Raw genomic sequence first — 23,153 nt, forward strand, 5'->3', positions numbered from 1 at the left:
ATGGGCTAATCTCAGTGCCAGACGTTAACTCATCGTCAGTACGCAATGCGGAAACGCTGTTGATGCGATAATGAGTATCTGTAAGATTGACTTTCCTTGCCGCAAAAATAAAACCACATTTCCAGCGGCTTTATTTGAATGGTCCTATATGAATACCGTGAGGTCACTTTTTTTCAAAACGAAAAAGGGGAAAGGTTGGTACGAATTATATCATCTCAATCATCGTGCTTACTTAAGCCATAAACCCGAAAACATAAGGAAACCTCCCAGTGAAATTATGGCCTTAGCAACAATAACTAATCCTGGAGAGACGGCACGCATCACAGACAACATTTCTTCATAATTCTCCGCGTTGTACCTTTTATGCCCCTTCGTTATCCCGGAAAAAATCGTGCATAGCAACACTACAGTGAACTTTAACCCCCATACGCACAGAAAAGACATAGAAAACATAATCGAATATTGTTTGGCCGTAGCAAGGGAAAATAATGAAATTGACTGGGCAAGCCATTTCAACAAAAAACCAATAACAACAGTCGCCAGTAACACCAAGACGAACATCCCCCCTGTCAGGATCCACTGTTTTTTATTATACAAATCCTTTCCATTCCAGACGAGTGCTAGCGTCCAAATCATAAAGAGAATAAAGAAGAACCAATGCATCATAACATTCCTTATTTATACACATTAATCTCTCCACCCTATTCTCTGCCAAAGCAAGGGTTATATTAGTTTCATCAGTTTTCATCCAGACAATCCAAAAAACAGAAAGGATAATACAAATAAGGGAGGATAAAAAATAAGTTATTATACGAAAATACCTTCAGGTGCCCTTTCAAACAATTCACCTGCAATTTTTGTGATACGTTCGTGTTGTACAAGTTTGTTTCTCCACTCCAGCGGAATACCGGAATAACCATACAACGCGCCTGCTATTTGTCCCGCCGTCGCCGCAACGCTATCCGCATCATCGGCAAGATTGGCCGCCAGTAGAATGGCATCACGGAAATTATCAGTATTCCATACGGACCACATTGCGGCCTCAAGTGTGTCGATAACATAACCACTTGAACGTATCTGGTCGCGTGTTTTTTGCTTATACTCACCGGCGTTGACGATCATGACACGCGGCTGTAGCGGCAGGATGTGTGGCGCAAAAGTAAACTCTTTGTTGCGACCGTTAATCATAAGTACGAGTAAATAGCTTAAATACTGTGCACTATTTATTGACTCCGCGGCACCATGTGTAGCAATACTCTGTTTTTTAGCTTCGTAGAATGCTTTTTTTATTGAATTTCTAAAAAAAATTGAGACCGGCGCCAGTCTAATAATAGAAGCATTGCCTGCAGCTTCGGGTGCAGTATTAGCGTTCCAGCCCGCTCCAAACTTTGAATATTGCTCCAAAGCATAACGCGTCATATTGCCTATATCAAAGCAAACACCATTAGAACTATTATAACCATGCTGATACCAATCCAGAAGTTTACTCCGGAAGCAGGTTGTATCTGCATCACCTTTTTCAAGAAGCGTTTCAGCAAGACATAATGCCATGGATGTATCATCCGTCCATTCACCTGCGTGAAGTCGAAATGGCCCACCGCCTTCCATATCATTTACATGAGCAATGTCACGAGGTAAAAACTCGAGCGTAGTACCAACAGCATCTCCAACAGCAAGACCAATAAGCGCACCTATTGCACGATCCCGTGATTGTTCGGATGGAATATGACAAGACGGTGTCGAGTCCCATTTTTTTTGTACATAACTGTTCGAGCATGAGTCTAATGGTTTATTATCATAATTATATTGCATCCTCTGCTGGGTAACAGGATCGCTAGCGGGTAAGTAATTACGATACTTATCGACGTATTTCAATATCGTATTCAAATCAGAATGTAGATCGATCATGGGAATTCCTTTCGCGCTAGCTAACCGATTTTTATGTTTCTAATTACGTTTACTTATTAGCATTGAAAACAAAAAAACCATCCACTTCCTGCTGGATTGCTGTCTGGTGAGATGCCCCTGGCGCATCGATGGCATTGCTGCCATCAGCAGGGTTAAGATGCAGCTCCCCGGAAAGCGTGTTTATTTGCGCACTCTGTTTAGCGGTAAAGTTAAAGTTATTGCCAATGATATTCACGCTCCCGTCTTTTGATAATTCAATGGCGCTTTCACCACACTCCAGCCTCAACGTATTGCCCGCTGAAATAATAAAGTCATTAACAACTTTATCGCTGCGGCTGTTGCCCGTCAGGCAGACCACATCCCCTTTAACCCCTGCCTTCTGATTTTTTGCCACCCGTAAGGTTTCATCCTCTCCCACATATTGGGTTCGATTTTTTTCCGTGGCATGCGATTCATCATTTTTGACGTTGATATCGAGATTGCGCTCGGCCTGGATCCACACCTGTTCCGCACCCGCCTTGTCCTCAAACCGCAGGGCGTTGGCATTATCCACGGAGCCATCTTTCGTGCGGCTCATAAAGCCCATCTGCGTCGCCGCTGCCGGCAGCGCCCACGGTGGCATGCTGGCATCGTTGTACACGCGCCCGGTGATAATAGGACGGTCCGGGTCACCGTTGATAAAGTCCACCACCACCTCATCGCCCACGCGCGGGATCTGCACCCCGCCGTAACCCTGACCCGCCCAGGCGCTCGACACACGCACCCAGCAGGAGCTGGTGTCGTCCCCTTTTGCCAGACGGTCCCAGTGGAATTTCACCTTCACGCGGCCATATTTGTCCGTCCAGATGCTCTCTCCCTGGGGCCCGACAACCTTCGCCGTCTGCGGGCCGTAGGTACGCGGCCACGCCGTGGACTGCGCCGGACGGAACGACACCGACGCCGGGATAACCGTGAAATCGATGCGGTGGATGGTCTCCCCTTCGCCGCTGGCATAGCGGTTCTCTTCCAGATGATACCCGGCCGCCGTCACCAGATAGTCACCGTTATCGCTGAAGAACGGTGCGTTGGTCAGGGTGAAGGTGTGGCCCGGCGCAATTCCCGCTGCCGTGGCCGTGGCCTGAATCTGCTGATGCTCCACCTGCCAGCGCTCCTGGCGAATGCGGGCGTAGAACTCCGCATGCCCGGTCTCCACAAAGCGCCCAGGCCAGTCGTACACGTCAATGCTGCCCGGTTTCGGCGAGGCCGGGTTCTGCTGCGCCTGGAACAGCCACGCGTTCGGCTTGCGGAAGTCGTAGTCGTCGAGGCTGTAAATGCCCGGCGTGACGCTGTCCTCCAGCGCCCACTGGCTGATGCCCTCTTCGTCCGTGCTGCCGCCGGACGGCGTCTGGTGATAGGGGATGACCTCGTAACCGCTGAACGGCTGATGCTGCGTGGCGGCATCGGTGAGCACCAGGGTGTGTTTGTCGGCCTCGTGGCTGAAGTAATACGCTATTCCCTCCAGCTCCATCAGGCGGCTGATGAAGTCCAGGCTCGACTCCTGATACTGGACGCAGTAGTCCCACACCCGGTAGCTGCCGGTAAGCTTATCTTCCACGTTGACCTGATGCTCGCCCAGCAGGGTTTTCACAATCTGCGGCACCGTCTGGCCCTGGAAGATACGCAGGTTACGGTCGCGCTTCATCGGCCACAGGTCCGGCTCCACCGTCAGCTGATACACCGCATAGCGCGTGCCCGTCAGCTCAACGGCGCTCACCGCCACGCGCGTGACTTTGCCGTTGATGTAGCGCGGGGTAAGCAGGTTCTGGGTGGGGATGGTCACCGTGACCGGCTGGCCCAGCAGTTTGCTGCGGTCGATACGCGCATCCGTGCCGAGCAGGGTCAGCGTCAGGGCGAACGACTCGGACATCGCCTCGCGGCCGGAGAGTTTCCAGAAAAGCAGCCCCTCGACGGGGAGCTGGACGGTAATTCGGTTGAGCATAATCGTTATTCCGTAATGTTTTATGCTAAATAAATGTATCAACAAAGACGAGATTTTTGACAAGACGTTTTGGGATATGCACAAGTCACCGTCTGCTTAATTTCGATACCGCTTTTGCCTTTTTAGATATTCATTATCCTGCTCATGAGGAAGAATAACTTTTAACCCTTGCGCCATCTGCGAAGCGATGTAGTTTACATTTGACAGATGTCGGGCAAGCTCTTCATCGGTAGTTTCAAATTCTTTTGCAGCCATAGCGCCAAGATTTAACGTATGGAGTTTACTTTTATCTTTATTCTTTCCTGTCAGGATATCCCTGACATACGCCACTTGTTTTTCAGCCACGTTATACAAAGAAAAAGAAGGATGAATAGACTTTCGCTCCTGAATAACGTCGAGGGCATTTTCAATATAATCCATCGCTGTATAACTTTGTTTATTCACGCTTCTCCTATAACTCCCGTACTAGAGAAAGTTGTCCTCTGGTGCTCTGTCAAACAAATCACTCGCCAGCGCAGCAATACGTTCATGTTGTACCAGTTTGTCTTTCCAGTCCTGCGGTATCTCAGAATAACCATACAATGCACCGGCAAGTTGCCCTGCCGTTGCCGCGACGCTATCGGCATCATCCGCCAGATTGGTGGCAAGAAGGATCGCATCACGGAAATTATCCGTATTCCATACCGCCCACATTGCTGCTTCAAGCGTATCGATTACATAACCGCTGGAACGAATCTGATGACGGGCTTTATGCTTGTACTCACCCGCGTTGATTATCATGACCCGTGCACATAAAGGAAAAACATGGGGTGAAAATGCCTCTTCTTTTTGATGACCATTAATCAGATGATGCAGAATCAGCCCCAAAAATTGACATGCATCGATAGATTCTACCGCCCCGTGAGTTGCTCTGCTCTGTGCCTGCGATTCAAAATAAATCGCCCTGAGTGACTTTCGGCGGAAGATCGACACAGGAGCCTGGCGAACAAGTCCGGCATTCCCCGCGGTATGTTTCTCCGTGTTACCGTACCAGGAAGGCCCAACATGTAGATATTGTTCCAGAGCGAAACGCGTTGTATTGCCAATATCGAAACAACGTCCGTTACTGCTGTTCTCTCCAGTTTGATACCACCTCAGAAGGAACTTTCTAAGGGTATCTGTATTCATTCGATTTTCGGCAAGATAGGTTTCTGCCACACACAAAGCCATGGATGTGTCGTCTGTCCATTCACCCGCGTATAACATGAAGGGACCACCACCCTGCATATCACTAACGTTTTCGCTATCCCGTGCTTTAAATTCAAGCGTTGTCCCGACGGCATCGCCAACGGCCAATCCCACTAAGGCACCGAGCGCGTTATCGCGCGAAACGACCTCCGTTGTGACGAGCGGCAATGTTTCATCCCAGACGTTATCGGAACTCTTTTGCCGTGACACCTTCCTGGGGTTTAACGGCATAAGATTGCGGTAGCGGTCTGCATAGTGATTAATTACCGCATCTTCGCTGTGTAGATCGACCATTATGGATCCTTCAGGAGGAAAGATATATTGAGGAAATGATATCAATAACTCTCAAAACTCGTCAGGGTATTTTTCCGCCAGTACGCATTGTTTCTGAACATAGTCAGGATCCACTTCATGCGGTAATTTCACTTTAACGCCACGGAGACGTTGATCTGCGATATACCATGCTTCCGTCAGTCTCTCGAAAAAGAGCTCATCTGAGTTTTCAAATTCTCTGACCGCATAAATGCCAAAAGTCATTCTCTTTAATACGGATTTGTCAGCTTTGTTTTTGATCACAATCTTTTTCAGAATGCGTAACTGCTGCACAATCTCATCATACATATGTAAAATTGGCTCCCTGGGGTACTTGCCATTAATTTCCGCATATCTTTTTTGCGCCAGTCTGAGGGCCCTATCGATATAGTCCCGTTCAGTTAACGGCAAAAATTTGTTTACCCCATCACCCGCATCCCATTTTTTCATGACAAATATGAGCGAGCCAATTTTTACTATTTCGGACAAAATGAACAGCGTGATATTAAGAGATATAACACTCATTCCGAGACCGACAATAATCATCGGGAACAAGGTCACCGAACAACTCATGGTGAGCAGGCGTAGCACTTCCTGCGCCAGAGCAAACCGGACGGCATATCGGTGAGTTGTGAAAAAAAACCAGGCAGAAAAGAGTAATGAAACCGGCCACAGAAGGTATACGAGGTAAAAAAGACCCGTCAATAAACCGTTTACCCCTCCTGCTATCAGCATGAAGATGATAACACCAAAATTCCCACCGGTAGAATCCCACCATGACTGAAGCAAGTGGTATGGGCCGACAAAATAAAACACAATGCCGATGACATCCATAATGCCCCAGAAATAGAGTATTTTATTTTTTGCGTTTATGTTCACTCAATCCCTCTTTTGACCGGCTCGGGTGGCCACTTACCACCATGTCGGATAAGTGATTCTTTAATAGCGATAAGGTTTTTATACTCGTCACTGTCTTTTTTCGCTCTTTCAAGAAAACGCTGCAACTGATTTCCTAAGGCCCACCCGTTATCAGCACGAATGTCAGGATCAGCCCCACGCTCAAGTAAAAGGAAAACATGATCGTAGGAATGAAAATCGAAAGCATTTATCAGCAGAGTCTCACCCAGGGAATCCGTTATGTCGATATTGCTGCCCCGATCAAGCATTGCTTTTAGTGTCTCGGTGTTTTTCGCTTCCAGAGTTTGAAAAATAATTGGTTTATTAAAAACGTAATCTTTCGCATTCGGAGATAATCCCCCATCCAGCATCGCCTTTATCCAGTCTCCACTGTCGGCCATAAGTACAAACTCTGCCGGGCTACTTTTTCCATTGGGTCTTGGCTGAAGCGGGTCGGCACCGGCCTTTATCAGTTCGGTCACGATATGTAAGCGCGGTTGCGTTTTCTTATCATAAAGTGTATTCGTCAACGCCCAAAAAAGTAGCGTCATATCATGTTGACCGGGTTTATTGAGATCGGTTTTCGGAAGAAATTTTTTGACTTCATCCATATTGCCGCTTTCAATCGCCCGCGCCAGAATAAGCTGCTGGCCGCTAAAGTAATCTTCGGGATTCAAATCCGAATTTTGTCTACATCCCTGTATCAGAAAAAAGAAAACCACTATGAGGCTAGCAATTAACCGTATTTTCACGTCAATTCCATATAATATATTGAACGTATATCCTACTGCTTATCATTGTTTTACTGGCGCAGGTGGCCATTTACCGCCATGTTGAATAAGGAGTTCTTTTATTTCGTTAAGTTTTTTATACTCATCACTACCTTCTTTAGCTCTTTCAAGATAGCGTTGGAGTTGGTTACCCATCGTCCAGCCATTTTTGGCTCTAATTTCTGTATCAGCACCCCGTTTCAGCAGTAGCATTACGTGATCATAAGCATGATAGTTTAAGGCTTCAAACAATAATGTACTGTTTAGTGAATCAGTGATATTAATGTTTGCCCCTCGATCCAGCAGAGCCTCAAGCGTGTCCGTATTTTTTGCTTTGATGGTTTCAAAAATTATAGGCTCATGAAACGTTTTATCTTTAGCGTCAGGCGATAATCCCCCGTCGAGTAAAGCATTGATCCAATCTGCACTGTCCGCATTCAATACAAACTCAGCGGGACTGCTTTTACCCTGCGGCCTCGGTTGCAGGGGATCAGCACCAGACTTAACCAATAAAGTGACGATTTTTAATCGAGAAGGAGTTTTATTGTCATTGATACTGTTACCAAGCGCCCAAAACAGAAGCGTCATGTCTTGCTTACCTGGTTTGTTAAGATCAGTTTGCGGCGCAAGTTTTTCAACACCGTCAATATCGCCACGCTGAATATCTTCAGCCAGAACCAGTTGCTGACCGCTGAAATAATCTTGTGGATTTAGATCCATATCTTGTTTACACCCCTGAATCAGCAATGAAAAGAGAATCACGAAAAAGGATACAAAAAGCTTATTCACAAACGACTCCTGATTATCGAAATATCTTCGTCTTTTTGCTGTTCTATACAATTAATGGCTTGTCCAATCCCGTGCCTGTCGAGTGCTCCACCAACCCCACCAGGCAGATCATGAGGAATACCTGCGGCATCAGGTGCCAGTGCTGACAACTCTTCTTTAGCGATTAAGGACGGGACATGTCCTCTCACCATTTTGAAGTCTTCAACAAGATCGACTTCCTGAATTTTAGTCAGCAGCTCTCCTTTGACGCGGTAGGCCTGTATGTTTTCAGCGCTTCCCAACAAACGTCCGCCATATTTTTCTACTGTCCCGCTATTTAACCCTGACGCATTAAATGTCCAGGCCGCTTTTCCACTCGCTATAGACGTTGCCGAGGCCAAGCCGCCCCCTAAAGAATGCCCAGCAATATCAATCGGCTGGGAAGACATTGCTATTTTTTCACCCAGTTGCACTGCACTGCGGTAATAAGGTGCTTCAAACCCTATTCCTTGCTTAAAGTTATTCGCCCAGTCGGCACCATTTTTTATTGAGGCGAATCCATTTTTATTTCGCAGCGAGTCCAGATGCTCTGAAAGCGATGGCAACCCCGGTTCCCTCGATCCTCTAAAAACCAGCGTCGAATTCATGTCTTTACCGAATACACCCGGATCAGGCTGATATACGCGTGACAGAAAATCAGGTGAGTCAGCTCTATCGAAAAGATCTTTGCTTTTAAGGCCAAACTTTTGCAAAGCACCCGCATCATTACTGATATCCTTCCACCCCTCCGGTACTCCCGGCGTGGCCTCAAGCGGGTTCACGGTCTTATACACATTCTCTGCCAGCTTCGCTTTCTCAACCGCGATATTATTCGCCGCCAGCCGCTTAGCCGCGATTTGCGCATCCGGATAGAGGCTATTACTCCCCTTCGCAATCAGATCCTTACGCGCCTGCCAGCGTTCAGCTTTGGTCATATTCTCCAGCTGTGCCGCATAGGTTTTACCGTCTTTGCCCGGCGTCGGCTCATCCGGCATCTGTGCCGCTTTGGATTTGACTACCTGCTTCGGCAGCACCGTTGGCGCAGGGCGGGAGCCATAGGTTCGCACCATGGTTTCGTAGCGGTCGACAATTGTACTCACCGGGTACCAGCCCAGACCGTCCAACGAGGCAGCCTGCAGACGGCCATCAGCATTGATATAAAATATCTCCGTCACTGACGACCAGTTACGATAGCTCTCGTCGATCGCCACCACTCTGCCCATGTCGAGATCCTGCACAATCAGCTTACGGGTATCGCGCCCGGACTGATAAGGATTCGCGCCTGTGATGGAGTGCAGCAAGTCGTAACGTGTAAACAGCGAGCGCAGCGAATTGTCGGGCACCGACATAATCCACTGCCCGGCAACGGACGGGCGGATAATTTTCGCAAAAAGCGCGGGCGAGACGTTCTCGCTGAAAAGATAGACAAATTTTATGTTGTACATTCGCTCCGTCCTGTTACCAGTCCCTTTTCGCCTTGTTTACGGATTCACCAGCCAAGTGCCAGGCTTCACGATATCCAGCGTCTGGCTACGGGTTCTGCCGTTGCCCTGCAGTTCAATGCTCACCTCACCCGCCGGCAGCTTGAGCGATGCATAGCCGTTGTTCGCCGGACGCAGCGCTTTTGGCTCGCCGTTCACTTTCAACGTCTCGCCGTCAAGAATGCGAATGTAGACCAGAGCAATCGGGCTGGCTTCAACCGGTGGCGGCGTCGGTTGCGCTGTCGCAGGCGTTGCCGCTTGTTCGCTTACCTTCGCGGTCTCCGGTTTGACATCTGGCGCGTTCGATGCGGTTTCCGTCGTGCGGGATGCTTCCGGCGCTTGCGCAGCCTGCTCTGGTGCATCGTGGCCGCCGCTGAACAGCATCGCGCCAGCGACCACCCCGACCAGCACCCCCGCGGCAACCATCCCGGGGATCTTGTAACGACGCCAGTCAAACGCAGAAGCCGGTGCCTCTTCTTCCACCGGCACCAGCATGGTGCCCGGTTTTTTAGCAGTCAGCACGTCATCGATACCGGCGACCGGCATCTCGATTAACGCCGCGAACTCATCAATAGACTGCGGACGGTCTTCCATGTGCAACGCCAGAGCACGGTCGATGGCCTGCAACAGCGACAGGGAGTACCCCTGCGGCTGGATTTCCGCCAGCGGTTTGCAGGTATCCTGAATAGAACGCACCACGCTGACCGGCGGCGGTGAGCCCACGATCAGGGTGCGCAGCACCGCGCCGAGCGCGTAGATATCCGTCCACGGTCCCTGCTCGCTTTCGTTGTCGTCAGTGTACTGCTCGATAGGCGCAAAGCCCGGACGCAGCATGGTTTCGGTTTCGTCAGAGAGGTTACCGATGGTGCGACGCGCGGAGCCGAAGTCCAGCAGCACCGGCAGGCCGTTATCCTGGATCTGGATGTTATCCAGCGAAATATCGCGGTGCAGATAGCCCTCGTCATGGATGGTCTTGATTGCGCCAAACAGCATCGGCAGCGTACGACGGATCCATGCCTCGTTAATCAGATCCGGCTTCTCCTCGCGCAGGCGAGAAAGCGTGGTGCCGCTGTAAAACAGCGTGCCCATGTAAGCCGTATCGTTTTGCACCCAGAAGCGCAACACGTGCAGCAGGTTCGGGTGGTTGAAGCGCGCCAGCAGGCGGGCTTCCTGAATGAAGCTGTTCAGCCCCGCCGAAAACGCTTTGCCAAAGCGTTCGCTGCGCAGTACCAGCGTCATGTCGTCGCCGCGCACGGCGAGCGAGGAAGGCATAAATTCTTTGATAGCGATAGTGCGTTCGAGCTGGTGATCCCAGGCGCGATAGACGATGCCGAATCCGCCGCCGCCAATCACCTCTTTAATTTCAAACTCGTTGAAGCGATACCCGACCGGGAGCGCGTTTGGGACAGTCCGATTGTTATCATTATCCGTCATCTTTTACAGTTCTCTTGATGATTATTACGCGGCAAACTGACAGTGAAACTCGCCCTGCTCGCAGGTGACATGCAGACGTCGGTACTGCTCGTCGCTGCGGCTGGCGGTAAGTAATATCTGACTCATCTGAGGCAGCAAGGTGTTGGTCAGGATCGCATCCACCATACGTCCACCTGATTCCACCTCGGTACAGCGCTGAACAATCTGTTCTACAACGCTGTCATCAAACTCGGAAATAATATTGTGATTCTCTTCCAGTCGACGCTGAATGCGTTTGAGCTGCAGGCGAACAATCTGCCCCAGCATCGCGTCGCTCAGCGGATAGTACGGCACCACCAGCAGACGGCCCAGCAGCGCCGGTGGGAACACCTCCAGCAGCGGCTGGCGCAGCGCCCCGCTTAACGCCTCCGGTTCCGGCATCAGTTCCGGATCGGCACACATGGCGCTGATAAGCTCGGTTCCGACGTTAGACGTCAGAATAATAATCGTATTACGGAAATCAATGTGACGACCTTCGCCATCCTCCATCCAGCCTTTGTCGAAGACCTGGAAGAAGATCTCATGTACGTCCGGGTGCGCTTTTTCGATTTCGTCCAGCAGCACTACGCTGTAAGGACGGCGACGGACGGCCTCGGTTAACACCCCGCCTTCACCATACCCGACGTATCCCGGGGGTGCACCTTTTAAGGTGGAAACGGTGTGCGCTTCCTGGAATTCACTCATGTTGATGGTAATGACGTTCTGCTCACCACCGTACAGCGACTCCGCCAGCGCCAGCGCGGTTTCGGTTTTCCCCACGCCGGACGGGCCACAGAGCATAAACACGCCAACCGGCTTGTTCGGATCGTCGAGTTTTGCCCGGGAGGTTTTCACCCGGCGGGCAATCAGATCCAGACCGTGACGCTGGCCAATCACCCGCTGGTTCAGCGTGTCGGCGAGGTTCAGTACCGCATCAATCTCGTTTTTCACCATCCGGCCCAGCGGGATGCCGGTCCAGTCAGAGACTACGGCCGCCACCACGTTTTCATCCACAGCGGCAAACAGCAGCGGTTCATCACCCTGTAAGGCGTTCAGCGCCTGCTGCTGCTCTGCCAGTTGGCTGCGCAGCTCTGCGGTATCGTCATCGCCCGCCGCAAACAGTGCGGCACGCAGGCGAATGATCTCCTGCACCAGGCTACGCTCGTCTTCCCAGCGCCGGGCCAGGGCCTCACGTTTGGCTTCATACGCGTCACGCTCTGCGGTTAATGCCGTGACGCGCTCAGATTCCCCTGCACCGACGCGCGCTTCGCGCTCCGCTATCTCAATTTCTACGTCCAGCGCCGCAAGATGGCGCAGGCAATCTTCCAGCTGCGCCGGAGGTGCACTCTGGCTCACCGCCACGCGGGCGCAGGCCGTATCCAGCAGCGCAACGGCTTTATCCGGCAGCTGACGGGCCGGAATGTAGCGATGCGAAAGCTTCACGGCTGCGCTAACCGCTTCGTCGAGCAGTAAGACCTGGTGGTGGGTCTCCAGCGGCGACACGGTGCTGCGCAGCATCAGAACCGCTTTGGCCTCATCGGGTTCATGTACCTGCACCGTCTGGAAGCGACGGGTCAGCGCCGGATCTTTCTCGATGTATTTTTTGTATTCCGCCCAGGTAGTGGCGCCAATGGTACGCAGTTGTCCACGCGCCAGCGCTGGCTTCAGCAGGTTGGCGGCATCACCGGTGCCCTGCTGACCGCCCGCACCGATCAGGGTGTGGATTTCATCGATAAACAGAATGACTGGCGTGGCGCTGGACTGCACTTCATTGATTAATGCCTGGAGACGGGCTTCGAACTCGCCTTTCATCCCGGCACCGGCCTGCAGCATACCGATATCCAGCAGCCACAGCTGAATGTTTTGCAGCGGCTTCGGCACATCGCCGTCGGCGATGCGCAGCGCCAGCCCTTCCACCACCGCCGTTTTTCCGACGCCGGCTTCCCCGGTCAGCAGCGGGTTGTTCTGGCGGCGACGCATCAGGATATCGATCATCTGACGGATCTCTTCATCGCGCCCAACCACCGGGTCAATTTTGCCTTCACGGGCACGGGCGGTCAGGTCCTGACCATACTGGGCCAGCGTTCCCTGGGCAGCAGGCACCGAACCGGCTGGCGCATCCACTGCGGCAGCGGCCTGCTGCGTCTCTTTGCTGTTGGCACAGATAGTATCGAACTGCTCAATCAGCACCTCGACGTTAAGACGGGTAAACTGCGCCGAGATGCTCTTCAGCACGTTCGCCAGATTCCAGGTTTTCAGAATGCCGATCAGCAGATGGCCACCGCGGATACGGCTGACGCCAAACTTCAGCGATCCATAGACCCAGGCGCGCTCGACGGCGCTGTCGATATGTTCGGAGAGATCGGAAACGGAACTGGCTCCGCGCGGCAGGGCATTGAGCGCCGCCACGATATCGCGCGTCAGCTGCTGTTCGTCGAGGGCAAAATGACGGATCACCTGTTGCAGATCGCCATCCTGCTGCTGCATCAACTGATGCAGCCAGTGCACCAGCTCGACGTAGGGGTTGCCGCGCAGCTTGCAGAACGCGGTGGCGCTTTCCAGAGAGGTAAATAACAGCGTATCCAGTTTGCCGAAAAGCACGGCACGGCTAATTTCTGACATGTTAGTTTCCATTAACAATGATTCGGTATACGGAAGGATTACCGCTCTGCGCGATACACCAGATCGCCACGCGGGACAGGCTGCGGCTGAAGGCCCAGCCAGGTGTTGTACCCCAATCGCCCGGTGCTGCCGAGCGTGGCGCCCTGCACGGCGTCAGCGCGCAGGATCACCCGTGTTTCCCATTCAAATTCCACCCCTGCGTACTGTCGTACCCAGTCCCGCAGTTCGGTTACCCATGCTTCACCGGGCAAAAACCGGTTGTACTCTTCCGCGCTGAGTGGGCCAATCTCGATGCGAAATTTATGCTGCACGTCGCGGACCGCCACGCCCAGAAACGCAGATTCGCCCATCCGCGGCACGCGGCGTCCTGCTCCCAGCTGCGCCTGCTCGCGCGGTGAAAGCGGCATCCACTGCGGTACGTTGGCGATCAGTTTGACCGGGGCTTTAAAATAGTTACGCAGGATTTTTTCCAGACCTTCAGGATCCCGTCCGTGGCGGGTCAGGTGTCCGGCGTGGGTAAAGCGGGCATGGGCGCTCAGGCTGCCTTTGTCCATCTGGCCGGGCTGCCCCATACCAATCAACGACGCCAGATATCCCTCAAAACGTTTATTGTCGGCGCGGTCGAGGGAGACGGCAGGCTGCGCATCGGCCCAGGCGCGATAAAACAGCAGCGTCAGACGATGATGGAACAGATCGGCAAACGCGCTCAGGCTGGTGTCCTGATGATGATGGATCCGCTCGCGGGCGTACTCGGTCATGTGAACCGGCAGCGGCCCGTTGGGACCAAACAGGCCGAAGCTCAGAATGGAGACCTCGTGCAGCCCGTTGCCTTCGCGCTGGCGTACCTGCGCCACCGTCGAAGGTGCAAAACTCATCGACGGCTGCTGGCCCAGGCGTAGCGGCTCGAATTTTGGCAGCGGCGCACGCCCCAGCGGGTAGCGTTCCCCGCCCTGAGCATCAATGCGCCTTAGCAGCTGGAACAGATCGTAGCGCCATGGCGTCTCGCGAACCCCGCGCCAGAAACTGTCCGGCAGCGGCGTCAGACGATGGACCTTCAGTGGCGCAGTGACAACGTCGCTCATACCAGTGCCCTTTTGCCCATACGCGGCGCCCAGTAGCCAATCTCGCCGCGCTGCTGACTTTTCAGGGTGAATTCCGTGAAGCTGTTGATCGACACCAGACGGGCAAACAGCCGCTCCAGCACGCTACCGAAAAGCCAGGGACTGGCACCGGAAAACGCACGTTCATCCACCGTCAGGGTAATGCCGATGCCACGGGCGAAGACGACCGGTCCCGGCTCGGGCACGCGGCGGTGAACCGGCTCCAGCACGCAGTGACGAACCCCTTCTACCTGACGCGCAACCGGCGTCTCCGCGAGATTAGCGTACAGCCCTAACAGCTGACGCAGCGCGGCGGCGCCCTCTTCGTTTTCACTGTCCATCAGGCTGAGGTAGTTCATCTGTAGCTGGCTGATCAACCGCCAGGTGCTGAACCCTTCTGCCAGCGCCGGACGCGGCGGCGTCGGTCCCTTACGCAAGGTCAGCGACTTCACCGGCATGGAGTCAGCCATAATGAACTGTCCCAGCTCCTGCTGCAGCATCAGCGGCAGATCCCGGCTGGTGCACAGCACCTCGGCGGAGATATAGCGCAGGTTCTCCTGCCAGGGTGCATGCTGCTCATCCACCAGCGAGACAAAGACCTCCGAGCCAATGTAGCCGGTGCGGGTGCCGTAACGCAGGGCGTGCTCAGAGAGCACGCGTTGTTCCCGGCGCAGGGAAAAGTAGGCCCCGTAGTTGCCCGCATCACCGCTCCAGGTGCTCCAGAACGGACGAAACGTCTGGTCGTCGCGCTGACCATCCGCACTGCCGTATATCTTGTTTACCGCGTAAATTTCGTAATCCAGCGGGCGGATGTTATCCACCACCAGATGGTATTCATGCTGGCCTTCGCTCAGCTTCTGACGCGCCGCTACCTTCGGGAACAGGTTGATCACCGGCGTGCAGTGCAGGGCCAGATGGCTGGCATCGACAACGCGCTCCAGCTGTTCATCGGTTTTATCCAGCAGAATGAAGATATCGAAGGCTTTTTCGTTTTCGCAGCGCTGGATCAGTTTGCTCAGCCCGCTCAGGCTGATGAAGCGGAAACGGGCCGGAAAAGCAAAGTACTCCTGCAGCAGACGGTAGCCGTCAAAGTTGCGCAGATCGTCCGGGAGTAGCGACTGATCCGCGTCAAACCCTTCCTGACGCAGGGCATCAGACGCCAGCACATCACGCTGCGGATGTTTGCTGACGGTCTGGCAGACCACCCCGACATGGTGCTCCATTACCAGCTCCAGCAGCTTTAACGCCTCGATATCCGGGCCGCTAAGGAAAAACTCCAGCCGGTCAAAATCAAGGTGGCCGAGGTTTTGCGGACCGTCGCAGGCAATGCGGATCCGTAAGGCGCTGCTGATCCCCTGCTGGCCCAGACCAAGCTGTGTCAGGGGCAGGTCGGCAGGCACACCGCCCAGCTCAACCTTGTCGATTTTCAGCGGCAGCAGGTTCACCTCATGCGCCGTGGTGTAGCTGCAGGTCACGCCGGTTTTCTTCAGCGCCAGGCTGTCCATCATTGTGCCGCGTGGCACGATAAAACCGTTGCTCAAATCGCCACGGCTGCTGTCAGGCTGAATTTCAGCAATCGCCATGGACGGAGTGGGCGCGAGATAGTTCGGCGCAATCATCTCCAGCAAACGCTGGGAGAAGCGCGGAAACTCCGCGTCCATTTTCATCTGCACGCGCGAGGTCAGAAAGGCAAAGCCCTCCATCAGTCGTTCGGTGTACGGATCCGCCACTTCGATGCCGCGCATGCCCAGCCGTCCGGCCACTTTGGGATAGCGCTCGGCAAATTCGGCGCCCATCTCACGCAGATAGGCCAGCTCACGGTTGTAATATTCGAGCAGTTTACTTTCCACGATCACCCCGCATCTTTCAGTTCAAAGTGGCCGTTTTCCAGATCGACATCGGTACGAAACAGAAACTCCAGCGGGTACGGCACACACCACAAACGCCCTTTTATCTCGATGGAGAGCACGTTGTGCAGATCCAGCGAGGAGGTGTCCGACACACAGCGGACCTGCAGACCCTGGGGCAAAATGCGGGGTTCAAAGTTGACAATGGCCTCAGTGAGTTTGCGCTGAATGTCGTGCCATTCGATATCCGACATGCGCTTTCCGGCCAGCGGCGCAACGCCAAAATTCACCACCGAACGGCTTACGTGTGGCAGCATGCTCAAATCGCCGGAGGCGTCGTGATTGATGGTATTAAACAGCCACTGCAGATCCCGCAGCACGTTGCGACGCAGCGCGGCATGGGTGATCAGGTTGCTGTTGGCCGACTCGCGCTTTTTCTCCGGGTCGTTATCGGTGAGGCGATCGAGCAGCGAGGGCTGCATTTTATCGCGCGCCCCCACCTTCTCCTGCTTACTGCGGGCTTGCCAGCCGCTGCGCAGCAGATCGCCTTCGCCAGCAGGATTACTCATGGGCTCCATCCGTTGCAAAAGTAACGAGACTCAGCGACAGCAGCGGGCTTTCGCTTTGCTCGCTGAGCCAGGCTTTCTGCCCCAACCCTTCATACAGAGTGCCGTCATCATCGAGCGGCAGCCACTCGGTGGTGCGTGCGAGTTTAACGGCGTCAGAGGCATCGGCGGCAAAAGGATAACGCGCCGGGATCTGACACACCTGCTCCGTCCCATCGGTCAAACGCACCAGCGCATGACGCCAGACCAGATCGGTGACGCTGGCCGGAGCCTGGAAACGGATCTCCGCGATAGCGCTAAACGGCAACCAGAAGTAACGGCCGTTAACAAGGGTTTCGCACACCGGCCCCAGACGGGCATCGCCGTCCATCAGCCATTCAAAGGTCTGCGTCTCATCATTCTCAAGCGTCCATTGCCCCGCGCTCGCCTGCGCCTGTTCAAGGGCTTCCAGACGCAGCGCGTGAGCGCGTTCATCGCTCTCGCTCATCGCGGCGGCAAGGGTGGTCAGCCATGGCCACTGGGCTTCCGGCATGGCCGGACGACGTTCTCCCGCCATCACCTGCGCGCGCTGCAGTTCTCCCTGAATGCACTGCTCCAGCAGGGTGACGGTGGGTTTCGCCTGCGGCTTAAGCGCCAGCCAGCTTTTCAGCTGGGTCAGCGCGCGCGTCCAGTTACCGCTGAGGGTGAGAAACTGCACAAACGCGGCACGGAGATCGGCATCCGCCGGACGGGCTTTAATCTCGTTTTCAAGACGCACCAGCGCGTCGCTGAGCGACTCACCCGCCAGATGTTGATAGAGCGTATTCATAGCCATTCCTTAGTTTGCCGCGCGCCAGGCGCCCACTGCCGGGTCACGCAGCTGAGGACGCAGGGTATCAATCAGGACAATATTCAGCGTGGTGCCAGGGGTAACCCAGGCGCTCCAGACCTTCTTCACTGCAGCAATACGCGCCTGCAGTTTTGCATCGTCGCTGGCGGTTTCACGGGAGATCTCCACGGCCACCGTGCCGTTGCTTCTCCAGCCGTTCAGGGCGCTGTCGTAAGGCAGGATCATCCAGCTCTGGTCGCTGTTCGGGGTGCTGAAGACCATACGCTCTTTGTTGACGGAGGTGATCAGAGCATGTTCCGGGTCGACGCTTTGATTCAGCCCCATCACCGGGAAGCCGTGAATGTAGGTCACCGCTATCTCTTTTTGACCGCCGCTGCGGGTCTGCGAGATAACCGTGTGGCCGCTCAGCCAGCTGCCGTTGCCGCAGCGGGTCGTGTCGGAATCCGGGATAAACAGCGCTGGCGCGGAAGATCCGCCTTCCCAGAAGGTGCGCAGATGGCAGCCGTCCTGGAGGGTAAACTCCTGCCACGGTGTGCGGTCAGCGGCAACCGTGTTGGTTTCAGCGTTCTGGTCAGGTGGCAGTAACGCGCCGCTGGTCTGGGTCGCAACGGGTGCCGTCTGCTGCTGTTTCACCACCAGCTTCCACTCCTGAGCTTTGTCTGCTGTTCCCTGCGCAAGCGTAGTCCCTGCCGGATCGTTGAGGGCCCAGCTCAGCTTATTCACTTTGCTGCACTGGTGTTCCAGCAGCGAGCCGAGACGCGGAACAAAGTTTTCCAGCACTGAAACGTCTTTATTGCCGTTCGCCACAATGCGCAGCGCAATCTCTGATTTACACCAGCTCTGCGGGGTGTTGTCTTTGATGTTGTCGATCCAGATATCCAGCTTCTGCGCAGGTGACTGCACGATGCGGAAATTTTCAGCCTGGGCGGTGGAGGCCACCGCCAGAAGTGCCAAACCCGATAGCCAAAGTTTCATATCGTTCCTTGTGTGTCTAGTCAGTTCCGCAGGGAAGAAATTGTGCTGCGTCAGAGAGCGTATGCAGCAAAGTGGTGTCCTGAGGGTTGCCCATCCATACCGCCAGCGCCGTATAGTTATCCTGAGCATTCCCCTCCTGTTCAGCATTCTTTTGAATGATTTGGTTCATTAAGGTCAGCCACTCCTGTGGGGTGTTGACCATATGCAGCGACTGTTTCATCTGCTCTTCGCTGACGCCGTGCCAGAAACCGTCGGTGCAGAGTAAAAAGGCATCGCCGTCTTCAACCTGCACCACGTCGCTGTAACTCGCTTCCGGGCCACCGTTTTCAATACCCAGCGCCAGATACAACAGGTTGCTGTTGAGGTTATCGGTCTGGTGACCGGCATCTTTCATCTGCTGAACCAGGCTGTGGTCGGTGGTGACATGCCACAGCCAGCCGCGACGAAACAGGTACAGACGGCTGTCCCCGGCGTGTGCCCAGTAGGCCAGACGGTAATCCCGGTCGATAAACAGGCTGACCAGCGTGGTACCCATCCGGCGATAGTCCTGCACCGCCTGCTGTTCGGTGAGAATGGTGCGATTCGCGGTTTGCACATAGTCACGAATATGCTGCGCATTAAGGTGTTTGTCGCCATCAAAACGGGAGATGATGCTATTGCGGGCCAGTTCAGCGGCCACCTCACCGCCCGGCAGACCAGCGATGCCGTCACAGACGACAAAGCAGGCTGAACGTTCCCCTATGGTTTCTCCCGTCTGGTCCTGATTGCTGGCGCGCGTTCCCTGGCGGGAGAGAGAAGCCGTTGCGATATTCATTTTTCTTCCGATCCGCTCTGTGAGTCTTTGTACTGATTGACCTCCATGTCATAGGCATGAAGGAACGCTTCGCCAAACAGGGTGTGGAAGTCATCCTCAATCTCACCGGCCGTCTCGCCATAGCTGCGAACAAAGTAGTCCCACAGCGCGGCTTTGCGGCTGCCCGGCAGCGCCAGACGAGAGGTCATGCCGTTCTGCTTCGCCTGCTCTTCCAGTTGCTCCGGGTTAAAGGACTGCAGCATCGCGGCGATGATGGCGCGGATACCGGAGATCATCCCCAGCTGATGCGCCTGCAGATCGATCAGCGCGTCACGCACTGATTTGGTGGGTGGCATAAAGCCCGGCATCGGCGTACCGAACATCTGAATCAGGACCGTTTTCCCGGTCGGCAGCAGCTTGAACGGGTTGTTGGCATCGTCCAGCACCATGGTCATATCGGCTTTTACGCCGCGCTTGAGGATAGAGCGCGAAGAGAGCAACGCCACGGTGCCCTGCGAGAACATGCCGAGGATCTGGCCCAGCTGACGCATATTTTCACGGTCAAACTGCGGCACCGGCTGCATTTCGCTCAGGCCCATCCCTTCCAGCAGCGCCTCCAGCAACTCGCCCTGCAGCACCTCGCCTTTCTCACCGTTTTGCGCCGTAGCGCTTGGCGCAGCCGCGTTTTTGACCGGGTCGATACGCAGACGTCCCTTTGGCGTCTGTGCGCTGCTGCGTGCGACGGCCTGCGGCGTAGGCATAGTAAAGCCTGCGTAATCGGTACGTACCGGCTCTTCCTCTTCCGCACGCGGTGGATCCTGCGGCTCAGGAGCAAACAGCGGAGAATCCGCCAGCGGATCGTCCTGCGGTACGGCCTCTGGCTCTGGCGCGGGTGCAGATGGCTCAGGCACGATCTCATCCGGATGGGTTAACGGCGCCCCGCCCATCAGCCCGAGCGGATCATCGTTACGCGCGGCTGGCGCGCTGGCCGAACCACCAAACAGGGCCAGCGGGTCGAGTTCATCCGTCGCCTCTTCTGCAGGCGCAGGTTTGCTCTCTACCGGCGGCACCAGCGTTGAAGGGGTGACATCGTCAAAAATGCTCTCTTTTTTGAACAACGCTTCATCGCTGAACAGCGTGTCGGGATCGACATTCTTACGCTCAAGCTTCGGCTCGCTGTCGTTGAACATTGCCAGCGGATCTTCAGCGTTACGCTCGGGTGCCGCAGGTTGCGAGAAGGGATCGTGAGACGCCGCAGGCTGCGGTTTCGCGCGGTTGCTGGAGATGCTGTCAGAGATAGAGAACTCCTGCATCAGGCTATCCCAGATTTCCGACGGCACGGCCGTTGGCTCCGCCTTGCCGCGCGGTGCGGCACTGGCTGGCTTTGGCTGCGGAGCAGGTGTCGGCGCCACTGTCGGGCGAGCCTGCTGCTGCATACTGGCGGCCATGCGGCTCACCGGCTGCGTGTCGTGGATAAGTTCCGTCACTTCGATGCGGTAGTCATCAATACCGAGAATATCCCCGTCCTGCAGCTCTACCTGACGCCCCCGCTCCAGCGGGATGTCGTTCAAAACCACGCGGGTGACGCTGCCACGGTTGGTCACGCGGCATTCGCCCTGGGCGTCAACGTGAACAATAGCCTGCAGGCGCGAGATGGTACGGTCATTGTCCGGCAGTACCAGATTGTTATCCGTACCGCGCCCAATAGTGCCCCCGGGGGCATAAAAATCACAACTGCTCTGCGGCGGCTGATGACCGGGTTTCGTAGAAATAATCGTGAATCGCATGGCGTATTCCTGCTGGTATGATTAGCGCTCAAACGCTGCCGCTCTCAGGGGTGAGAACGGCGGCGTTTGGGGCCGATTTCATCTTTACTACTTTGAGGATTTGAGTGGCCGAATAGCGTCACTATTAGCGATCAAGGTGCACTTCAATATCTGATAATGACCAGGCTCGGTACCACCTACCTTCTGTTTCAGTAAAGAAACAATCACCTCATCAGCTTTTTCAAAATTCTCAGCAGGCAGATTGCTTGCTTCCAGCCATGCCGCGGCGCTGGCGTCAGCATCTTCTTTCAGGCTTTTACTGTCCGCAATCTTACCGATGCATCGATTCTGCACCCAGTTTTCGAAGATTTGTTGTTGAGAAAAAGTACTGATATCAGGCAACGTCTGGGCATTTGCGGCGGAGGCAACGAAGGCTAAGACAAAGAGCAATGGCTTTTTCATTTCAGGCTCCAGAAGGTTGCGTTAGTAGGGATAAATGAACCATTACCCGGTGAGCCAAGGAAATGACAATCATCCGAACAAATATTTCCGTTCCAGAGTGTTACATGCCCGGTTGCATCAAGCCAGCCATGCCCGGTAAAAATAATAATACCTTGCTTGCCCGCAAATTGTGCTGGGGTTGGAGAAGAAACAGATATGTCAGCTTTTCCCAATACCGTGGGTAAAAAAGCAATCATATCTTTAACACGGAACATATATCGCTTCTTGTCGCTCCCGGTCACAGTTGCATATTTACTATTAGAAGGAACTGGAATGCCACAATAATTTAAAACATAGCTCATACGAATGGGGCAGGCATTTTTAAAAATACCAGCATCTATATTATGCTGAACTTTCCCCCCCAATAACTTGCCAACCTGTTCTACGTTGACGTTCACTTCTTTAAATCGGTTCCAGGCGGCACCGAAAGCAGGACGCATATGAGACATCTTGTTTCTCCTTGAAAAGAAGCTCAGGAAAAAGTGGGCCCTTTCGGACCCACTACTATTATGCTTCTTTGTTTTCTTTGATGTTCCAGCCAGCGCTGCTTTCAGCACCTTTACCACCAGAGGTGGTCTGCTCCCAGTACTGCTGTTTCACTTTCGCAGCCTGGAATGCATAGGTCACACCAACGGTATCGCCGTTGTCTGCACCGGTGTACTGAACAGACGTTACCAGAACGTCTTCCAGGGTAATGCGAGAGTATTCCACCTGCTGGCCACCGGCTTTACAGACGGACAGCTCAACTTTGGTCAGGTGTTTACCGCTGGCGCAGTGTTTCAGGATTGCTGTGGTGGATTTGTCGATCAGAGCGTTAACGTGCAGATCGTTAAAGTTAACTTTACCGGCACCGCCGCCACCGCCAACGCTCATATTACCTGGCTGGGAAGCGCCCCAGGAGAAGGAGGTAATATCAGTCCAGCCGGTGTGGTTAGAATCTTTAGATTCGCCCGTAACACCCTCGACCTTCAGAAACATATCAATAGCCATAATATCTACTCTTCGTGGATGAACAATATTGCTTTCGAAAAAGCACTTATATGGCAAACAGGAAAGCATGGGGCTGAATAAAACCGTCCATATTTTACCTCTGCCTCACATCAAATGACCCGTGTCATTTGACAGTCTTACATTCCCTCCCGAATAAAAGGAAAGAATGAGAAGTCTTTTACTACCGAACGTTATTCCGGACCCTCTCAGGGCCAGTCTTTCTTGCCGGGTGGCGCTTTGCTTACCCGGCCTACATGGTGCAGCGATATCAATATATTTCACGTTGCATTGTAGGCCCGTGCAAGCGTAGCGCCGCCGGGCGAAACTCACAA

21 protein-coding genes are annotated in these 23,153 nt (G+C 54.0%); all 21 read right to left on the reverse strand.

Annotated features, from left to right (window positions below; genetic code table 11):
* Window positions 1-228: 228 nt before the first annotated feature.
* The 21 genes from ACQG19_RS14230 to ACQG19_RS14330 all read right to left on the reverse strand — a co-directional run bounded on the left by ACQG19_RS14230 (window position 229) and on the right by ACQG19_RS14330 (window position 22,821).
* On the reverse strand, window positions 229-666 hold the full coding sequence (locus ACQG19_RS14230; protein ID WP_246933003.1) for a hypothetical protein: 438 nt from the start codon (window positions 664-666) through the stop codon (window positions 229-231).
* Between the two features lie 141 nt (window positions 667-807).
* Window positions 808-1,908 carry an ADP-ribosylarginine hydrolase Tri1 gene (gene tri1 / locus ACQG19_RS14235; RefSeq protein WP_246933002.1) on the reverse strand — a complete coding sequence of 367 codons (1,101 nt, stop codon included), beginning with the start codon at window positions 1,906-1,908 and terminating at the stop codon, window positions 808-810.
* Window positions 1,909-1,957: 49 nt separating this feature from the next.
* Complete coding sequence (locus ACQG19_RS14240; protein ID WP_335281228.1) at window positions 1,958-3,886, reverse strand: type VI secretion system Vgr family protein; 1,929 nt, start codon at window positions 3,884-3,886, stop codon at window positions 1,958-1,960.
* 96 nt (window positions 3,887-3,982) lie between these two features.
* Window positions 3,983-4,330 (reverse strand): immunity protein Tsi6 family protein, encoded by a 348-nt coding sequence (locus tag ACQG19_RS14245; protein ID WP_246932636.1) that lies wholly within the window; start codon window positions 4,328-4,330, stop codon window positions 3,983-3,985.
* Window positions 4,331-4,351: 21 nt separating this feature from the next.
* Complete coding sequence (tri1, locus tag ACQG19_RS14250) at window positions 4,352-5,407, reverse strand: ADP-ribosylarginine hydrolase Tri1 (protein ID WP_246932638.1); 1,056 nt, start codon at window positions 5,405-5,407, stop codon at window positions 4,352-4,354.
* A 51-nt stretch (window positions 5,408-5,458) separates the two neighbouring features.
* A complete protein-coding gene (locus ACQG19_RS14255) occupies window positions 5,459-6,304 on the reverse strand; it encodes an immunity protein Tsi6 family protein (RefSeq protein ID WP_246932640.1) in 846 nt (281 codons plus the stop codon).
* Entirely contained in the window at window positions 6,301-7,074 is a 774-nt protein-coding gene (locus tag ACQG19_RS14260; protein WP_058678615.1) for an ankyrin repeat domain-containing protein, read from the reverse strand. Before ACQG19_RS14260 ends, ACQG19_RS14255 begins: the two co-directional genes overlap by 4 nt.
* A 42-nt stretch (window positions 7,075-7,116) precedes the next feature.
* Window positions 7,117-7,881 carry an ankyrin repeat domain-containing protein gene (locus ACQG19_RS14265; RefSeq protein WP_048972776.1) on the reverse strand — a complete coding sequence of 255 codons (765 nt, stop codon included), beginning with the start codon at window positions 7,879-7,881 and terminating at the stop codon, window positions 7,117-7,119.
* Window positions 7,878-9,344 (reverse strand): hypothetical protein, encoded by a 1,467-nt coding sequence (locus ACQG19_RS14270; protein WP_058650777.1) that lies wholly within the window; start codon window positions 9,342-9,344, stop codon window positions 7,878-7,880. The genes ACQG19_RS14265 and ACQG19_RS14270 overlap by 4 nt, the downstream gene beginning before the upstream one ends.
* A gap of 36 nt (window positions 9,345-9,380) precedes the next feature.
* Window positions 9,381-10,814, reverse strand: a complete 1,434-nt coding sequence (locus tag ACQG19_RS14275; RefSeq protein WP_246932642.1) for a serine/threonine protein kinase — start codon at window positions 10,812-10,814, stop codon at window positions 9,381-9,383.
* 24 nt (window positions 10,815-10,838) lie between these two features.
* Window positions 10,839-13,454 (reverse strand): type VI secretion system ATPase TssH, encoded by a 2,616-nt coding sequence (gene tssH / locus ACQG19_RS14280; protein ID WP_426725926.1) that lies wholly within the window; start codon window positions 13,452-13,454, stop codon window positions 10,839-10,841.
* A gap of 38 nt (window positions 13,455-13,492) precedes the next feature.
* Window positions 13,493-14,536, reverse strand: coding sequence for a type VI secretion system baseplate subunit TssG (gene tssG / locus ACQG19_RS14285; protein ID WP_013096190.1), 1,044 nt, complete (start codon window positions 14,534-14,536; stop codon window positions 13,493-13,495).
* The gene (tssF, locus tag ACQG19_RS14290) at window positions 14,533-16,404 is read right to left on the reverse strand and encodes a type VI secretion system baseplate subunit TssF (RefSeq protein ID WP_038420938.1); all 1,872 of its coding nucleotides are present in this window, start codon (window positions 16,402-16,404) and stop codon (window positions 14,533-14,535) included. Before tssF ends, tssG begins: the two co-directional genes overlap by 4 nt.
* Before the next feature lie 2 nt (window positions 16,405-16,406).
* Window positions 16,407-16,970 carry a type VI secretion system baseplate subunit TssE gene (gene tssE / locus ACQG19_RS14295; protein WP_013096188.1) on the reverse strand — a complete coding sequence of 188 codons (564 nt, stop codon included), beginning with the start codon at window positions 16,968-16,970 and terminating at the stop codon, window positions 16,407-16,409.
* A complete protein-coding gene (locus ACQG19_RS14300) occupies window positions 16,963-17,775 on the reverse strand; it encodes a type VI secretion system accessory protein TagJ (RefSeq protein ID WP_246932645.1) in 813 nt (270 codons plus the stop codon). Before ACQG19_RS14300 ends, tssE begins: the two co-directional genes overlap by 8 nt.
* Before the next feature lie 9 nt (window positions 17,776-17,784).
* Window positions 17,785-18,771 (reverse strand): hypothetical protein, encoded by a 987-nt coding sequence (locus tag ACQG19_RS14305; protein WP_246932647.1) that lies wholly within the window; start codon window positions 18,769-18,771, stop codon window positions 17,785-17,787.
* A 16-nt stretch (window positions 18,772-18,787) separates the two neighbouring features.
* Window positions 18,788-19,585 (reverse strand): PP2C family protein-serine/threonine phosphatase, encoded by a 798-nt coding sequence (locus ACQG19_RS14310; RefSeq protein ID WP_246932649.1) that lies wholly within the window; start codon window positions 19,583-19,585, stop codon window positions 18,788-18,790.
* On the reverse strand, window positions 19,582-21,351 hold the full coding sequence (gene tagH / locus ACQG19_RS14315; RefSeq protein WP_038984704.1) for a type VI secretion system-associated FHA domain protein TagH: 1,770 nt from the start codon (window positions 21,349-21,351) through the stop codon (window positions 19,582-19,584). The genes ACQG19_RS14310 and tagH overlap by 4 nt, the downstream gene beginning before the upstream one ends.
* Before the next feature lie 87 nt (window positions 21,352-21,438).
* Window positions 21,439-21,792, reverse strand: a complete 354-nt coding sequence (locus tag ACQG19_RS14320) for a T6SS amidase immunity protein Tai4 family protein (protein ID WP_013096183.1) — start codon at window positions 21,790-21,792, stop codon at window positions 21,439-21,441.
* Window positions 21,789-22,280 carry a type VI secretion system amidase effector protein Tae4 gene (locus tag ACQG19_RS14325; protein WP_013096182.1) on the reverse strand — a complete coding sequence of 164 codons (492 nt, stop codon included), beginning with the start codon at window positions 22,278-22,280 and terminating at the stop codon, window positions 21,789-21,791. The genes ACQG19_RS14320 and ACQG19_RS14325 overlap by 4 nt, the downstream gene beginning before the upstream one ends.
* 58 nt (window positions 22,281-22,338) lie before the next feature.
* Window positions 22,339-22,821, reverse strand: a complete 483-nt coding sequence (locus ACQG19_RS14330; protein ID WP_008502640.1) for an Hcp family type VI secretion system effector — start codon at window positions 22,819-22,821, stop codon at window positions 22,339-22,341.
* Window positions 22,822-23,153 lie beyond the last annotated feature (332 nt).

Origin of the sequence: Enterobacter cloacae complex sp. 277I4 (assembly GCF_050031465.1) — a bacterium.
In the GTDB taxonomy this organism is placed as follows: domain Bacteria; phylum Pseudomonadota; class Gammaproteobacteria; order Enterobacterales; family Enterobacteriaceae; genus Enterobacter; species Enterobacter cloacae.

Coding starts and splice junctions, on each gene's coding strand:
- ACQG19_RS14230 (WP_246933003.1), bottom strand. CDS start 666: ATGATGCATTGGTTCTTCTTTATTCTCTTTATGATTTGGACGCTAGCA.
- tri1 (WP_246933002.1), bottom strand. CDS start 1,908: ATGATCGATCTACATTCTGATTTGAATACGATATTGAAATACGTCGAT.
- ACQG19_RS14240 (WP_335281228.1), bottom strand. CDS start 3,886: ATGCTCAACCGAATTACCGTCCAGCTCCCCGTCGAGGGGCTGCTTTTC.
- tri1 (WP_246932638.1), bottom strand. CDS start 5,407: ATGGTCGATCTACACAGCGAAGATGCGGTAATTAATCACTATGCAGAC.
- ACQG19_RS14270 (WP_058650777.1), bottom strand. CDS start 9,344: ATGTACAACATAAAATTTGTCTATCTTTTCAGCGAGAACGTCTCGCCC.
- ACQG19_RS14275 (WP_246932642.1), bottom strand. CDS start 10,814: ATGACGGATAATGATAACAATCGGACTGTCCCAAACGCGCTCCCGGTC.
- tssH (WP_426725926.1), bottom strand. CDS start 13,454: ATGTCAGAAATTAGCCGTGCCGTGCTTTTCGGCAAACTGGATACGCTG.
- tssG (WP_013096190.1), bottom strand. CDS start 14,536: ATGAGCGACGTTGTCACTGCGCCACTGAAGGTCCATCGTCTGACGCCG.
- tssE (WP_013096188.1), bottom strand. CDS start 16,970: ATGAGTAATCCTGCTGGCGAAGGCGATCTGCTGCGCAGCGGCTGGCAA.
- ACQG19_RS14300 (WP_246932645.1), bottom strand. CDS start 17,775: ATGAATACGCTCTATCAACATCTGGCGGGTGAGTCGCTCAGCGACGCG.
- ACQG19_RS14305 (WP_246932647.1), bottom strand. CDS start 18,771: ATGAAACTTTGGCTATCGGGTTTGGCACTTCTGGCGGTGGCCTCCACC.
- ACQG19_RS14310 (WP_246932649.1), bottom strand. CDS start 19,585: ATGAATATCGCAACGGCTTCTCTCTCCCGCCAGGGAACGCGCGCCAGC.
- tagH (WP_038984704.1), bottom strand. CDS start 21,351: ATGCGATTCACGATTATTTCTACGAAACCCGGTCATCAGCCGCCGCAG.
- ACQG19_RS14320 (WP_013096183.1), bottom strand. CDS start 21,792: ATGAAAAAGCCATTGCTCTTTGTCTTAGCCTTCGTTGCCTCCGCCGCA.
- ACQG19_RS14325 (WP_013096182.1), bottom strand. CDS start 22,280: ATGTCTCATATGCGTCCTGCTTTCGGTGCCGCCTGGAACCGATTTAAA.
- ACQG19_RS14330 (WP_008502640.1), bottom strand. CDS start 22,821: ATGGCTATTGATATGTTTCTGAAGGTCGAGGGTGTTACGGGCGAATCT.